The sequence below is a fragment of the Rhizobium sp. BR 250 genome, assembly GCF_047445855.1.
Taxonomy (GTDB): domain Bacteria; phylum Pseudomonadota; class Alphaproteobacteria; order Rhizobiales; family Rhizobiaceae; genus Agrobacterium; species Agrobacterium tumefaciens_I.
The window spans coordinates 108,418-124,168 of record NZ_JARWKW010000013.1; the positions used below are offsets into that span (position 1 = coordinate 108,418).

13 protein-coding genes are annotated in these 15,751 nt (G+C 58.0%); 10 read left to right on the forward strand and 3 right to left on the reverse strand.

The genetic code is table 11. The annotated features are described in order from the left end of the window. Positions 1-52 precede the first annotated feature (52 nt). The 4 genes from oppB (at position 53) to ppk2 (ending at position 4,752) form a co-directional block, all read left to right on the forward strand. Positions 53-976 (forward strand): oligopeptide ABC transporter permease OppB, encoded by a 924-nt coding sequence (oppB, locus tag QD336_RS19935; RefSeq protein ID WP_269344682.1) that lies wholly within the window; start codon positions 53-55, stop codon positions 974-976. Further along, positions 969-2,099 (forward strand): ABC transporter permease, encoded by a 1,131-nt coding sequence (locus QD336_RS19940; protein ID WP_499171887.1) that lies wholly within the window; start codon positions 969-971, stop codon positions 2,097-2,099. The genes oppB and QD336_RS19940 overlap by 8 nt, the downstream gene beginning before the upstream one ends. 1 nt (position 2,100) lies before the next feature. Beyond that, complete coding sequence (locus tag QD336_RS19945; protein WP_499171888.1) at positions 2,101-3,711, forward strand: ABC transporter ATP-binding protein; 1,611 nt, start codon at positions 2,101-2,103, stop codon at positions 3,709-3,711. Between the two features lie 132 nt (positions 3,712-3,843). After that, on the forward strand, positions 3,844-4,752 hold the full coding sequence (gene ppk2 / locus QD336_RS19950; protein ID WP_499171889.1) for a polyphosphate kinase 2: 909 nt from the start codon (positions 3,844-3,846) through the stop codon (positions 4,750-4,752). 144 nt (positions 4,753-4,896) lie between these two features. On the opposite strand, the gene QD336_RS19955 is transcribed toward ppk2, so the two are convergent. After that, the gene (locus QD336_RS19955) at positions 4,897-6,801 is read right to left on the reverse strand and encodes a helix-turn-helix domain-containing protein (RefSeq protein WP_499171890.1); all 1,905 of its coding nucleotides are present in this window, start codon (positions 6,799-6,801) and stop codon (positions 4,897-4,899) included. A gap of 116 nt (positions 6,802-6,917) precedes the next feature. On the opposite strand from QD336_RS19955, the gene QD336_RS19960 reads away from it, so the two are divergent. Beyond that, positions 6,918-8,141, forward strand: a complete 1,224-nt coding sequence (locus tag QD336_RS19960; protein ID WP_499171892.1) for an MFS transporter — start codon at positions 6,918-6,920, stop codon at positions 8,139-8,141. A 9-nt stretch (positions 8,142-8,150) separates the two neighbouring features. Beyond that, positions 8,151-9,542 carry an amidohydrolase gene (locus tag QD336_RS19965; protein WP_499171893.1) on the forward strand — a complete coding sequence of 464 codons (1,392 nt, stop codon included), beginning with the start codon at positions 8,151-8,153 and terminating at the stop codon, positions 9,540-9,542. Between the two features lie 132 nt (positions 9,543-9,674). On the opposite strand, the gene QD336_RS19970 is transcribed toward QD336_RS19965, so the two are convergent. Further along, on the reverse strand, positions 9,675-9,905 hold the full coding sequence (locus QD336_RS19970; protein WP_269344675.1) for a hypothetical protein: 231 nt from the start codon (positions 9,903-9,905) through the stop codon (positions 9,675-9,677). A 272-nt stretch (positions 9,906-10,177) separates the two neighbouring features. Between QD336_RS19970 and QD336_RS19975 the strand changes: the two genes are divergently transcribed. From QD336_RS19975 to QD336_RS19990, 4 genes are all read left to right on the forward strand, one after another. Continuing rightward, complete coding sequence (locus QD336_RS19975) at positions 10,178-11,128, forward strand: MYG1 family protein (RefSeq protein ID WP_499171894.1); 951 nt, start codon at positions 10,178-10,180, stop codon at positions 11,126-11,128. Between the two features lie 334 nt (positions 11,129-11,462). Continuing rightward, entirely contained in the window at positions 11,463-12,476 is a 1,014-nt protein-coding gene (tauA, locus tag QD336_RS19980; RefSeq protein ID WP_442864931.1) for a taurine ABC transporter substrate-binding protein, read from the forward strand. Between the two features lie 72 nt (positions 12,477-12,548). Continuing rightward, positions 12,549-13,340 (forward strand): taurine ABC transporter ATP-binding protein, encoded by a 792-nt coding sequence (locus QD336_RS19985; RefSeq protein WP_499171895.1) that lies wholly within the window; start codon positions 12,549-12,551, stop codon positions 13,338-13,340. Continuing rightward, positions 13,337-14,188: an ABC transporter permease subunit gene (locus tag QD336_RS19990; RefSeq protein ID WP_499171896.1), complete on the forward strand. Its 852-nt coding sequence runs from the start codon at positions 13,337-13,339 to the stop codon at positions 14,186-14,188. The genes QD336_RS19985 and QD336_RS19990 overlap by 4 nt, the downstream gene beginning before the upstream one ends. 189 nt (positions 14,189-14,377) lie before the next feature. On the opposite strand, the gene QD336_RS19995 is transcribed toward QD336_RS19990, so the two are convergent. Next, a complete protein-coding gene (locus tag QD336_RS19995) occupies positions 14,378-15,424 on the reverse strand; it encodes a substrate-binding domain-containing protein (RefSeq protein ID WP_499171897.1) in 1,047 nt (348 codons plus the stop codon). Between the last annotated feature and the right edge of the window lie 327 nt (positions 15,425-15,751).

Genomic DNA, 15,751 nt, shown 5'->3' on the forward strand with positions numbered 1-15,751 from the left:
AGCGCTGGCACGGTGGCAGACACCACCGTGCCATGCCGGAGCCCGAAAAACCATGATCTCGTTTATCCTGCGCCGTTTGGCGAGCGCCGTGCCGACCCTGTTTATCGTCGTCACGATTTCGTTTTTCCTGATGCGTTTCGCACCGGGTGGCCCGTTCAATCTCGAACGCCCCCTGCCGCCGCAAACGATGGAAAACCTGATGAGAACCTATCATCTGGATGAGCCATTGTGGCGTCAGTATCTCATCTATCTCGGCAATGCCGTCACCGGCGATTTCGGTCCGAGCTATATCTACAAGGACAATACCGTCGCGCAGTTGATCGGCAAGGGCCTGCCCTATTCGCTGGAACTCGGCAGCTATGCTCTTCTGCTGGCGCTGGTGGGCGGCGTTCTTGCCGGCACCCTGGCCGCCCTCAGGCAGAACAGCGCCTTCGATTTCTCGATCATGTCCATTTCGACAATCGGCGTCACCGTGCCGAACTTCGTTGTCGCGCCCGTTCTCACTCTGATCTTCGCCGTCATACTCGGGCTTCTGCCCGCAGGCAGCTGGGGTGATGGATCGCTCAGATATCTCATTCTTCCGATGATCGCGCTTGCATTGCCGCAGCTTGCGGTTATCGCGCGTCTGACGCGCGGCGCGATGATCGAGGCTTTGCGGATGGACCATATCCGCACCGCCAAGGCTTACGGCCTTCCGGCCCGCAGCGTGGTCGTGTTCCATGCGATGCGCGCGGCGATGCTGCCCGTCGTTTCTTATCTCGCGCCCTGCGCCGCCGCCCTTCTGACGGGTTCGGCGGTCATCGAGACGATCTTCACCATCCCGGGCGTCGGCCGTTACTTCGTTCTTGGCGCTATCAATCGTGACTATACGCTGGTGATGGGAACCGTCGTTCTCGTCGCCATTTTTGTCATCGTGTTCAATCTCGTGGTCGATATTCTCTACGGCCTGCTTGATCCGAGGGTCAGACATGACTGATATTTCCGGCAATGTTGCCCCTCAACCACTGGTGAAAAGCCGAAGCCTGTTCCAGCTGGCAGCCCTGCGTTTCAGACGGAACAAGGCCGCCATGGCCGGTTCCATCATGCTCGTGCTGATTACGCTTTTCTCCTTTATCGGTCCGCATTTCCTCACGCATACCTATGACCAGGTGTTTTCATCCTATGTCTCGGTGGCGCCAAGCCTTGAGCCCCGCCCGGATGTGAACAACCTCCAGGGCGTGATGGAGGGCGTTGCCGGCCGGGCGCGCGTGGAGCTGAAGGAGTTTTCCGTGGAAGGGCAGACCTTCACGGCAACCATCACCTCCAGCAGCGCGATCGACCCGCGCGCAACCCGCTATTTCGACCGCGCCAACGAATTTGAAAACACCAAGGTCGTGGCCACCGAAGACGAGGGCCGAACGCTGAAGCTGGAAGGCGACGTCAACCGCGAATACTTCTTCTTCGGCACGGATTCAAACGGTCGCGACATGCTGGCCCGCGTGATGCTGGGCGGGCAGATCTCTATCGCCGTCGGCATTCTGGCCAGCCTCGTCTCGCTCGGGATAGGCGTTCTCTACGGCGCAACGGCGGGGTATATCGGGGGGCGTGTCGACAATGTGATGATGCGTTTCGTCGAAATCCTCTATTCGCTGCCCTTCGTCTTTCTGGTGGTCGTTCTGGTGGTGTTTTTCGGCCGCAGCTTCATCCTGATCTTCCTGGTGATCGGCGCCGTCGAATGGCTCGACATGGCGCGTATCGTGCGTGGCCAGACACTTGCCTTGAAACGGCGCGAATTTGTGGGGGCCGCACAGGCTTTGGGTTTGAGCGACTGGCAGATCATCCGCCGCCACATCATTCCCAATACGATCGGCCCCGTCGTCGTGTTCGTCACGGTCGTCGTGCCCAAAGTCATTCTTCTGGAAAGCTTCCTCTCCTTCCTCGGCCTTGGCGTTCAGGCGCCGCTGACGAGCTGGGGGGCGCTGATTTCCGAAGGTGCCAACAATATCCAGTCGGCACCGTGGCTATTGATATTTCCGGCGATCTTCTTCGTGTTGACCCTGTTTTCGCTCAATTTTGTGGGCGATGGGTTGCGTGATGCACTGGATCCCAAGGATCGTTGACATGAATACGACATCTGAAACCATCCTCACCGTGCGCAATCTCAAGGTCGATTTCACGACGCCGGACGGCGCGGTGAACGCCGTCAAAGGCATCGATCTTGACGTCAAACAGGGCGAAACGCTCGCCGTCGTCGGAGAATCCGGTTCCGGTAAAAGCCAGACCATGATGGGCATCATGGGGCTGCTTGCATCCAACGGCATGATCGAGGGCTCGGCAAAATATCGAGGGCGCGAGCTGATCGGCCTGCCGGTCAGCGAGCTGAACAATATTCGCGGCTCGAAAATCACCATGATTTTCCAGGAGCCGATGACCTCGCTCGATCCTCTCTACCGGATCGGCGCGCAGATCGCCGAACCGATCCTCCACCATAGGGGTGGCAATAAGAAGGAAGCGCGCGCACGCGTCCTCGAACTCCTGAAGCTTGTGGGAATTCCTGACCCGGAGCGGCGTATAGACAGCTACCCCCATGAGCTTTCCGGTGGCCAGCGCCAGCGTGTGATGATCGCCATGGCTCTCGCGAACGAGCCGGACATTCTGATCGCCGATGAGCCGACCACTGCGCTGGATGTGACGATCCAGGCGCAGATCCTCGACCTTCTGAAGTCGTTGCAGCAACGCTTCGGCATGGCCATCGTCCTGATCACGCATGATCTCGGCGTGGTCCGCCATTTCGCCAACCGCGTCGCCGTCATGCGCCGCGGCGAGATTGTCGAGTCCGGTACGACGGAAGATATCTTCGATCGCCCGCAGGCGGACTACACCAAGATGCTTCTCGATGCTGAACCCCGTGGACACAAACCGGCCGTTGGCACAGAGGCGCCGGTCGTCCTCTCCGGCCGGAACGTGACGATCGATTATAAAATTCCAGGTGGCTTCCTGGCGAAATCCAGCTGGTTCCGGGCTGTGGACGACGTCAATATCAGCCTTCGCCAGGGACAGACCATCGGCATCGTCGGCGAATCCGGATCGGGCAAGTCCACGCTCGGTCGCGCGCTTCTACGTCTCATCGTGGCTGATGGCCGTATTTTCTTCGGCAAGACGGAGATCACCGGCCTTGACCGAAAGGCCATGCGGCCATTGCGGCGGCATCTGCAGCTTGTGTTTCAGGACCCCTATGGCTCGCTGTCGCCAAGACAGACAGTCGGGGAGATCATCACCGAAGGCCTGTTTGTGCATGAGCAACAGCTGAGCCGGGCGGAGCGGGACAAGCGAGCAATCGCAGCACTGAAAGAAGTCGGTCTCGATCCCGCAGCCCGCAACCGCTACCCTCATGAGTTTTCAGGTGGGCAACGTCAGCGTATCGCGATTGCCCGCGCGATCATCCTCAAGCCGGACGTCGTCATTCTTGATGAGCCTACATCCGCGTTGGACCGATCCGTTCAAGGACAGGTTATCGACCTGCTGCGCGATTTGCAGAAGACGCATGGCCTTTCCTACATCTTCATCAGCCACGACCTTTCCGTCATCAAGGCCATCTCGGACTACGTCATCGTCATGAGAAACGGGAAGATCGTGGAAGAGGGAGAAACGGACGCCATATTCAACAAGCCTACGGCTGAATATACCGAAACGCTCATCAAATCCGCGTTTTCGGCGGAAGCGGCATCATAGACCATCCCCTGCCGGAAGGTCGTCCGCCAGAGTGCGAAGAGCTCTCGGACGATCGCCGCCACTCTGTCATGCGCTTGTTGTAAGATCGTGCTTGATGACAGTATCGCAACCATTTGCTGGCGGAAATACAAGATGATCGAAGACAACCAGTTGAGCCGCATCAAGGACGAAATCATCGACAGCTTCGACGAAGAGCTGGAAATGCAGCTCGATGAAGACCGTCTGGACGATCTCGTGGCCGAAACCATGCCTCGGTCAGCCGATGAGACGCTGGATCGCAGGACGTATTTCCGCGAACTCTTCCGGCTCCAGCATGAACTGGTTCGCCTCCAGGACTGGGTGCAATATAAAAAGCTGAAGATGGTCGTACTGTTCGAGGGCCGAGATTCCGCCGGCAAGGGCGGCGCCATCAAGCGTGTCATCCAGCGTCTCAACCCGCGCGTCTGCCGCGTCGTGGCGCTGCCGGCGCCGACCGAGCGGGAGCGGAACCAGTGGTATTTCCAGCGTTACACCGCGCATCTGCCGACCGCCGGGGAAATGGTACTTTTCGACCGCTCCTGGTACAATCGCGCCGGCGTCGAGCGCGTCATGGGCTTTTGCTCGAACGACGAGCTTGATGAATTTTTTCGCTCCGTGCCGGAATTCGAGCGCATGCTCGTGCATTCGGGCATCATTCTCGTCAAATACTGGTTCTCGATCACCGACGAGGAGCAGGAATTCCGCTTCAACATGCGTATCAGCGATCCGCTGAAGCAGTGGAAATTGTCCCCGATGGATCTGGAAAGCCGGGCCCGCTGGGAGGAATACACCAAGGCCAAGGAAGAAATGCTGGAACGAACCCACATTCCAGAAGCGCCCTGGTGGGTGGTTCAGGCCGTCGACAAAAGAAAGGCGCGCCTCAACTGCATCGCGCATCTTCTCGGCCAGATTCCTTACGAAGATGTGCCGAAGCCGGACATCGTCCTGCCGAACCGTGTACGCAACAGCGACTACACCCGCCATCCCGTTCCTCCGGAAATGTATGTTCCCGAGGTTTACTGATCACCTGGGGCTGTTCGCCAAACGATTTCCGGGATCTTCACCTTCATGTCCTGCCCTGGAGGCCGGCTTGCGGCGGGGCGCGGCCTCGCGCGCAGGGAACCGACAACACCCGCTATCCGGCTTGTGAAAAGGCGCGTAGGCACCTCAGCCAGAGTAAGTTGAGTAAAGCTGGCAGGCGACGCTTAACAGCGTGAAGTCTTCCGCGTTTGAAATTTTCCGGCCGGTCAGCATTTCGATTCTGGCAAGTCGTTGATATAGCGTATTGTTATGTATCTTCAGACAGGAAGCTGCACGCGTGGCGGATTTTCCCTCCCGTATATAGCTGCGCAGGGTTTCATAGAGAAATTCATGTTTCTGATCGTGCAGAAGCGGAGCGAGAACCTCGTGGGCAAAGTCGATGATTTCATGCCGGTCGCGCCCACTCAGCAGAGCTTCGATCCCCATATCCTGATGTGACAAAATCCCGGACTGTCCGCGCCGCACGAGGCATTCTGCCGCTCGTTGGGCCTGAGTTTTCGCCGTCGAGTGGAAACCGGTCAGATCGTAAACCACGCTTGCCCCCACCTGGATATTGAGGTGCAACATCCTGTCCATCATTGCGTTGATATTTCTGGCAAGGGCAGCCGCAGTGGACGCGGAAAAGACGATGATGATCTCATCGTCCTGATGGAAAACAAGTGCATTCGACAGCCTGATCGCGTTCTGCAGATTTGTCTGAGATCTATGGAGAGAGAGGCGAGCATCAGGCGACAGCGGGCCCGACACTTTTGCGACCATGATCTGATGAAAGCGCTCCAGCCGGAACCCGAAATGTTCGAGCCGGCCATGACTTTCGACGCCTTTCAAAAGATCGTCGAAATATGCTCTCTTGCTTGCGTTCAGGACATCTAGCTTCGACATGTCGCGGACAAAGTCCAATGCCACGAACGCAGAAAGCGTGCCGAAAAGTGCGCGCTGAAAGAGCGCATCCTCAATGGGTCGGAAATGAAAAAACCCCACGGGGGCTTCAGCGACCTCAACGATCTGCTCAAGGCTGTCACGGTGATCTGTCCAGCCGCGGGAGCGATAATCCACGCCGAGCACGTTCTCAAATCGAAACTCGACGCCAAACAGGCCCGCAACCAGATCCAGCCGTTCGACCAGACTTCCGCTGGTGGAGAAAATACGTAAAAGCTTGTCGTGCAACTCCACGGCGCGGTCGAGCTCGGCATTCTTGCTTGCCAGGTCGCTCCGCATTTTTTCAAGCCGGCTTGATGTCGCGATAGCGTTCTTATAGGCGAGCGAGCGCTGATATGCGACGGCAACCTGAGCAGCCAACGACTCCAGAACCGTACGATCAAACGGCGAGAAGGTGCCACGCGGTGAAAAGCACAATGTGGTCAATGTGCCAAGGCGCTTGCCTTCCGCGGCAACGGGTACGCAAAGCAATGCGTTGGCAATCCGCGATCGTTCCATGAAAGACTGGCTTTCGGGGCTCATCACACGGTGGGCATCAATGATGTTTTGCCTTCCATTATGAATGGCAGGGACGCCGGTTACGAAGACCTCGCCGGAGACGGATTCATTCGGCTGCAGGCGGTAATGCGTATAGTCATCCGGCAGCCCTTGATGTGAGACCGGGATAAGATAACCGCTTTCTTCATCGAACAACCGAAAGACCCCGGCATCCGCGTGCGGCAGCACGTTCATTACCTCGGCAAGGACACTATGGACGATTTCCTGATCGTCCAGGGAGTTGATCACCGCGGCATTGACAGATGCCAGCATTTCCACGGTCTTGGTCTGTACGGCAATGACCGCCTCCTGAACGGCCGCAACGACGCGGGTGGTGACCTGTTCGCCGCACTGGGCGGAAACCTCGAAAATCGTGCGTTTCGCCGTGAAATAGGAGTGGTCCACCACCAGGCGGAGCCTGTCGTCACTTCGCTCAACTGCGTGGGACAGCAGGGCCACTGTCTGCTCGGTTTCCACATCGACATCTTCGAAGCGAAGCACGCCTTCGTGCTGCATCCTGCTCAGTTCCGGATGGGAAGACAGCGTAATTTCCACGGGCGACCTCATGGTGATATGCACATATTACTCTGAAATATTGTGGAGGAATAAACATCGATTTTTTCCCTGGCAATGCGACAAAGGCAGAAAGTCAATAAAAGGGAACTTCTGATATGTTTTCAAAAATACAGCGTCGCCATGTCATCATAGGAATGCTGTTCCTGTGCTGGGTCGTGGGCTTCATCGACAAGACCGCCATCAATATCGCGATCATTCCCATCAGTGAGGAGTTCGGCCTTTCCCCGGATCACCAGGGCATGATCATCAGCGCCTTTTTCCTGGCCTATTCGATGACGCAGCTGATTGGCGGTTATCTGGTGGATCGTTTCGGGGCGCGGCGCGTGCTCAGTTCCGCCGTTGCCGTCTGGTCGCTGGGAACGGCCGTATCCGGTGCTGTGCACAACGCCATAGGCCTTGCTGCGGCACGCGCCATGACCGGCGCCGGCGAGGCCGTCTTTCCTGCGGGCGGCTCCGTGGCAATCACCGAACACTTCGAGAAGTCGCAGATGGCGCGCGCCAAGTCGGTACTCCAGTCAGGGGCGTCGGTTGGTTTTGCAGTCGGCTCGATCGTCATTACGGCTTTGATCGCCGCACATAGCTGGCAGATGATGTTCTTTGTCCTCGGCGGCGTCGGCCTTCTCCTCTCGGCTGTGCTATTCTTCGTCATGAAGCCGGCGAACGACACGCCTGTCGTCAAGGAGAGGGTGGAGAAGGTTTCGGAAAAGAAGCGTATCGGCGCGCTATTGAAAAACTCGCTGACCTGGAAGATCACGCTGGTCTATTTCTTTACCAATATCGTGTTCTGGGGTCTGCAGTCATGGCTGCCGTCCTACTGGGTGAAGGTCAAGGGCATGAGCATGGTGCAAATGGGCGCCTATTCGATGATCCCGCCGGCGCTGGGCTTCATCTCGTTCCTCACCTGCGGCTGGCTGCTCGACCGCTTCTTCCACCAGAAGGAAAAGTATCTGATCTGCATCGGCGCGGCCGTATCGGCGATATTCATCTATCTCATGGCCAATGAGGAATCCATTCCGCTCGCCTTCGCCTACCTGTCGGTTTCCAACGTTTTCCTGAATGCGATCTCGATCAGCGTATTCGTCAGCATCATGAAACACTTCCCGCAGAACACAGTGGGTACGGCAACGGGTCTGATCAATTCGCTCGCACAGCTCGGCTCGTTTGCATCCCCCATGCTGATCGGAGCCGTTCTGTCGGCCACCAATCAAAATTACGGGATTGCGTTTTCGGTGATCGTTGCCTGTGCCGTTCTCGTCTGCGTTATCGCCACCACCTTTCCCGCCGTTCATGGCAACAAACCTGTCGAACAGACCGCCTGAAGGAAGAAAATGACCTATCTCGACATTATCGAACGGACCGTCGCCACCCAATCCGACAATCTGAAGTCGGTGTCCGATGCAATCTGGTCTTTTGCGGAAATCCGTTATGAAGAGACACGTTCGGCGGCGCTTCTGGCGGATGAGCTGGAAAAGGCAGGCTTTGACGTCACACGCAATGCCGGCAATATAGAGACCGCTTTTGTAGCCAGTTACGGCGAAGGCCAGCCGGTCGTCGCGATACTGGGTGAATTTGATGCGCTGACGGGCCTCAGCCAGAAGAGCGGCGTCACCCATCACGATCCCGTCGTCGCAGGCGGCAATGGACATGGCTGCGGTCACAACCTCTTGGGCACCGGTGCGCTCGCCGCCATCCTTGCCCTCAAGGCCTGCAAGGACGAACTGGGGCTGGCGGGCACGATCCGTTATTACGGCTGCCCAGCCGAAGAAGGCGGTGGCGGCAAAGCGTATATGGCACGTGAAGGATTGTTTTCCGACGTCGATGTGGCATTCACCTGGCATCCCTGGGATGAAAACCTCGCCTATAACGCCCGCATGCTGGCAACCAACCAGCTCTATTTTTCCTTCCGGGGAACGAGTGCTCATGCAGGTTTTGAACCTCACCTGGGACGCTCGGCGCTGGATGCCGTCGAGCTGACCAATGTCGGCTGCAACTATCTGCGCGAACACATCATTCAGGATGGCCGCATTCACTATGCCATCACCGACACCGGCGGACGGGCACCGAATGTGGTTCAGGCGCAGGCGCAGGTGCTTTACAAGATACGCGCACCGCGGATGGATCAGGTCCGCGACATCACCGAACGGGTGAAGGATGTCGCGCGCGGTGCCGCCATGATGACAGGCACCGAGCTGGATATTACTTTCGACGCGGCCTCGGCTGACCTTGTGCCCAACGTCACTCTGGCGCGCATGATGCATCAGGAGTTCGAAAAAATCGGCGTTGCCGGTTTTTCTAACAGCGAAAAGGATTTCGCTGGAAATATCCAGAAGACCTTCACCAGTGAAGTTCAGGCCCGTATTGCAAAACGTGGCAAGGTCCTTTCGGAGGATCTGAACGCCTTTGAAGAAGTGCCGACCTTCCTGCACGGCTCAACCGATGTCGGTGACGTAAGCTGGCTCGTTCCGACAGGTCAGGTATATGTTGCGACCGAGGCTTACGGCACGCCGCCGCATACCTGGCAGATGGTCTCGCAGGGGACTTCGGGTTACGCCCACAAGGGCATGCTGCAAGCCGGCAAGGTTCTTGCCGCCTCAGCCGTGCGTGCGCTGACCGATCCGGAACTGATCACCAGGGCGAAGGGCGAACACCGCGAGCAGCTGGCAGGAGAAAGCTACATCCCGCTGATACCGGCGGATGCCACGCCGCAACGTCTTCGCTGACTTCCCGCCCCCTCTCCTTTTTTGCGCGCAAGCCGGGTGAGCGTGGATAAAAAAGAAACCCTCCGCGAGGAGAGTTTCTGATTGGCGGCATATCGAAGTATGCGGCGCTCTCAAACGACAAAAATGATGGCGTCAGAGAGAGCTTTGCCGAACGACGGTGATTTTGCCAAGTTCCACCAGGGGCGTAACGTCAAGCCGTTGCCCCTCGCCCGACAGATCAAGACTGTATCGAAATATTTTTACGAACGGCTGATCGTCCTGTTCATGAATTTTCTCCGTCCCGACATAGGGGCCGGCAGGTATGGGAATGCCCGAGGCCTCACAATCCTCGAGAGCGCGAAAACGTACAGGTGCACCTTCCATTTGTTCCTCCATAGGTTCAATCAAATGAAAACCAATGCAGCGGGTACTGCCGGAAAATAATGCGTTGAAATGAATCGTGAGGCAATCGGCGAAATCTGATGGGGGAGAAACGTACCTCAGCGGATTGAGATAGCTGCCGCGGAGACACGGTACAGCATGTCATTGCTTTTGGTCTCCGTGGCGAATGGCGGGTTGAGATGGCGTCCGGCAACAGGTATCAGGTGCCCAGTTTTCCAGCCGGACCCTCCGCAAGCAACAAGGCGTATCCCGACATGATCCCGGACTTCCTCGTCACCCATTCCGGTGGCTTCCATGCCGACGAACTTCTGTCCAGCGTCGTACTGACCCGGCTTTTTCCGCAGGCACGTCTCGTCCGCAGCAGGGCGCCCGAATGGATCACACCCAGCGAAGACCGCATCATCTACGATGTCGGCGGCGTCTATGATGCGGCAAAAGGCATCTTTGACCACCACCAGCGCGGCGCACCGTTGCGGGACGACGGCCAGCCATATAGCTCGTTCGGCCTGATCTGGAAGCATTTCGGCCGTGACTATCTTGCCGCCTTCGGTGTACCGGAAGACCATATCGAAACCGTCCATGCCTCTTTCGATACCAGCTTTGTGCTGCCGGTCGATCTGGTCGATAATGGCGCGCTCAGCCCGTCCATCGCCGGGCCGCTTGCCGGGCTGACCCTGCCTGTCTTGCTGGAAACGCTGAAGCCTGTTTTCGACGAGACCGATCCCGAGGCGGACAATCGCAGTTTCCATGCGGCGCTGGCCGTTGCCCGCAGCTTCGTTGAGGCAAAAATCGCCAACAGCGCCGCGAAATTGCGGGCCGAAGCGCTGGTGAAGCAGGCTATCGTCGATGCCGGTGAAGGGCATATTCTGGAACTGCCGATGGGCATGCCGTTTCGGCCCGCCATCGTGAAGTCCGGCGCCGACCATCTGCTCTTTGTCGTTCATCCACGCAACAACGACTGGTGCCTGACCGGTATCCGTCGCGCGGATGAAGGCTTTGATCTGCGTGCGGACCTACCGGTGGCCTGGGCCGGTCTGACGGACAAGGATCTGGAAGCGGCGTGTGGCGTCGAAGGCGCAAGCTTCTGCCATAACGGCCGGTTTGTCGCAGCGGCGAGAACCCGCGATGCCGCACTGGCCATGGCAGAGCTCGCGGTAAAGGAGGCTCTCTCCCTCGGCAAGGAAGCGATGGCGGCAAAGCCCTGACATAACCGCGATCCCCCTCCGCCGTTCTTGCGCCTGATGCATTTTGGGTCCGCCTCAAAGGTGGCCTTCGTGGCACGCAGGTCGCAGGCGGAGGGGCACACAACAGTTCCGGCCTTTGCCAAAGCCCGATGGGTGTCTTCACGGCCTTTGCCGTCAAGGCGACGATCTTGATCGGATAGTTTTCTATAGTTTTTATGGTTTTTCCGCCAAGAATTTACCGTTCGGCGGAATTCTATAGATTGGTTTTCCTGCCAATTCCCGACGCGTCACTTATGCTTTTCTTCATTCACATGAATTCCGAAGAAATGGCGCTACCGCCGGAAAGCTCAGAGACATGACGCCCAGAACACTCTTTTCCGCTGTGATCGCAGCGACCATTGGCATGACGGCTCCGGCATTTATGGCCGAAGCGGCAGAAAAAAAGGTGGTCGTCGCTTATCAGACTGACGCGCTGCCTTCCTCCGTGGCGATTGCCAACGGCGAATTCGCCAGGGAAACCGGCTACGATATTGACTTCCGTAAGTTCAATTCGGGCGCGGAAATCTTCGCGGCCATCGCCTCCGGCGATGTGCAGATCGGCTATGTTGGCTCCAGTCCCTTCGCTTCCTCCACCTCGCGCGGCCTCGACGTGAGGGCCTTTTACCTGTCCTCGATCTCCGGCATCGATGAGGCTCTCGTCGTTCGCAACGGCTCGGGCATTGAAAGCCTCGATGATCTCAAGGGCAAAAAGCTGGCCGCCGCGCCTGTTTCCACCGACCACTATCAGCTTCTGCAACTGATAAAGTCGCGCGGCCTTTCGGAAAAGGACGTACAGGTTCTGGCCATTCCGCAGCCGGAAATCGTCGCCGCCTATAATCGTGGTGACATCGACGGCGGTTTCGTCTGGGATCCGGCGCTGACCGAGCTGAAGAAAAACGGCAAGGTTCTCATCACCTCGAAGGAAGTGGCCGAAAAGGGCGCCCCAACCTTCAGCGCCTGGGTTGCGACCGGCAAATTCGCCGATGACAACAACGAATTCCTGATCAAATTCGCCGGTGTCATCAATAAATATTACGCCTCCTTCGCCGCCGACAAGGCTGCATGGGGGCCTCAAAGTGAAAATGCCAAAACACTTGCCAAGCTCCTTGGCGGCACTGCGGAACAACAGGCGGCCGCACTTAACAATCTCAACCTGCTGACGCCGGATGTCCAGGCTTCCGACGCATGGCTCGGCGGTGGAGAAAATTCCGGCGTTGCCAAAATCCTCAAGGCGACATCGCAGTTCCTCAAGGACCAGGGCAAGATTTCCGAGGTTCTGCCGAGCTACGCGGCCTTCACGACGGCGGACGCGCTGAAGCTCACCCAGTAAGCACGGCAAGAGAAAACACGCGCCCGCCTGTTCCCAGGGAACCGGCGGGTTTGCCACTTTGGAAACGATAAAATGCTGCAAATCCAGAACGCCACCGTTTATTTCGACGGGCACGACGGCAAGGAAATCCACGCGCTCGACCGTGTAAACCTCGATATTCCCGAAGGCGCTTTCGTGGTGGCGCTCGGCGCTTCGGGCTGCGGCAAATCCACGCTTTTGAACGCAATTGCCGGATTCCTGCCCATATCCGAGGGGTCCATCACCTTGAACGGCCGCGAAATCACAGCGCCGGGCGCGGACCGCGGCGTCGTCTTCCAGAAAGATACGTTGCTGCCGTGGTCCAACATCGCCGACAACGTGGCGCTCGGATTGAAATTCGCAGGTATCGGCAAGAAACAAAGGCGAGAAAAAGCCGAGGAACTGCTTGCGCTGGTGGGCCTCAGGGATTTCGCCGAGAACTTCCCTCATGAACTTTCAGGCGGCATGCGCCAGCGTGTCGGTATCGCGCGGGCGCTGGCCACCGAGCCCGATATTCTGCTGATGGACGAGCCGTTCGGCGCTCTGGACAGCCTGACGCGCGAGCAGATGCAGGAACTGCTGATTTCCGTCTGGCACCGAACCGGCAAACGCATCTTTTTCATCACCCATTCCATCGAGGAAGCGCTCTTCCTCGGCACGCAGGTCATCGTCATGTCGCCGCGGCCCGGCCGGGTCGTCGCGCGTTATGATCTCGATTTCGTGCGCCGCTTTGTCGAAACCGGCGATGTGCGTTCCATCCATCTTTCGCGGGAATTCAACACCCTGCGCGAAGAGATCCGCGAAATTCTGCATCGCGACCACAGCAAGACGGAGCTTCACGCATGACGACGCTGGAACTTGAAGGCAAGGCGATGGAAACCGCCCCCATAAAGCCCAGGACGGTGAGGATGGCCGGTTTCGGGCTGGACGGCAGGCCGACAGTCGCGATCAGCATCGCCACCGCCGCCGTGCTGATTTTCGCCTGGTGGGCGGCAACGGCGCTCAAACTCGCGCCGAGCCTCTTCCTGCCACGCCCCGGCGAAGTGCTGCACCAGTTCACCGTGATCTACACCGACGGTTATGCCGGCGCATCGATTGGCCAACATATCGGCGCCAGCCTGTTTCGCATTGGTCTTGCCGCCGCGCTTGCCGTCGTCACCGCCATTCCAATCGGCCTTCTGATGGGCCTGAACCGCTGGGCCAAGGGCATTCTCGATACGCCCATCGAGTTCTACTGGCCGCTGCCGCCGCTTTCCTATCTGCCGTTGATGATCATCTGGCTCGGCATCGGAGAAACATCCAAGGTGGCCCTGCTGTTTCTGGCCATGTTCGCCCCGATCTGCCTCTCGGCGCAAGCCGGCGTGCGTTCCGTTTCGGTCGAGCGCGCCAATGCGGCACGCTCGCTTGGTGCATCGCGCCTGCAGCTTTTCACGCAAATCGTGCTGCCAAGCGCCCTGCCGGAAATCCTCACCGGCGTGCGCATTGCATTCGGTATCGGCTGGGGAACGCTGGTCGCCGCCGAGTTGATTGCCTCCACGCGCGGCATCGGCTTCCTCATCATGTCCGCCGCACAGTTCCTGGCAACCGACGTGGTGTTTGTCGGCATCGCCATCATCTCCGTCTGCGCTTTCGGCTTCGGTTTTTCAGTCCGGCTGCTGGAGCGGGTTCTCGTTCCCTGGAAGGGGAAGGCCTGACGGTCCTTCCCTTCTTTAACAGGCGCGGCTGGAAAGGAGTGGACCATCCCCTCTTTCCAGAGCAACGGCGTGCCGACAATTCGGAAGATAAGCAATTGCGCGCAAGGCAGGCCCGGAGGCCATTGCCGACATGAAAACGCCCCGGCACGGCGGGCCGGGGCGCTTTCGACATCCGTTTTTCCAGGCGGTTCAAAAGGCTGCGGCCGGTATCCAGCTCGCGGTGGCAGCTGTGCTGGTMGAGAAGGCGGGAATTTTCTTCGCAAGCTCTTCGATGGTTTTCACGCCTGCCGCCCGTAACTGCTCCTGGGTAACCAGAACCGGATCGACAACGATGGTTTTCGGCACGTTCTCGCCGGCGATTTCAAGTGCGGCGGCGCGCACCGACACGGCACCCACCACAGCCGGATTGGTCGCCGCAGTGGCGACCCAGGGGCTGCCCGGCTCGACGATTTCCTGAATATCGGCCGTGGAAACATCGGCGGAATAAATCTTGATTTTGTCGCCAATGCCCAGATCGGCCACGGCCAATTTCACACCACGGGCAAATTCATCATAGGGTGCAAAAATCACCGAGATTTCCGGGTTGGCGCGCAGAACGGCCTTGGCCTGATCCGCCGTGGCCGCTGCGGTCGTATCACTCACCGTTCCGAAACGGGCCTTCTCGACAATGCCCTTATTGGCTGCCTTCACCTTGTCCCACACCTCGTTACGGCGGTCGAGCGGCGCAAAACCCGCCACATAGGCATAACCGGCCTTAAAATTCGTGCCGTTATCCTTCAAGGCCTGATCAAGCGCCAGCTCGGCCAGACGATGATCCGACTGCTCGACCTGCGGGATCTTCGGATTGTTGAGGTTCACATCGAAAGCGACGACCTTGATGCCCTTGTCCAATGCCTGCTGAACCACATCCGTCAGTGATTCCGGCTGGCCGTGATCGATGATGATGGCCTCGACACCAAGATTGATCGCCTGCAGGATCTGCTCACGCTGTTGCGCTGCATCCTGCCTGCCGGGGAATATCCTGAGGTCTGCGCCCAGCGCCTTTGCCTGCGCCTCGGCGCCAGACTGATAGGCCTGGAAGAAATCGCCGGCGGAAATATAGCTGATCAGCGCGATCTTGACGCCACCCTTGTCGAAGGGATCGGGCGCGCCTTTCAGCCCTTGTGCGCTTACGGCCCCGGCGGCCAGAAGCGAAGGCAAAAGCGCAAGAGCGATGTGACCGGGTTTCAAAGACATCGGGATTTTTCTCCAATTGAGTGGCGGCTGGATAGTCCTCAAATTATGTGCATATAATCTATCGTTTTTATGGGTTTAATATTGCTATTTTGCGCGGGGAAACGAGTTTTCTTTTGTCTCGCGGGCACAGGAAATGACAGGTTTTGCTCAAGCCGGGAGGGCGGAGATTCTTCGCCGCGCTGGTCTGACCGATTGACCAGGATCGCGTAAAAATGATGAATTTCAATCGCTTGGAACCCGCACAAAGGACGATGGAAATTTATTCCCTGCTTTGACGGCACAATAGAAGGGCCATTCTTGTTTGCCGCTGCAAAAGTATTACCAAAC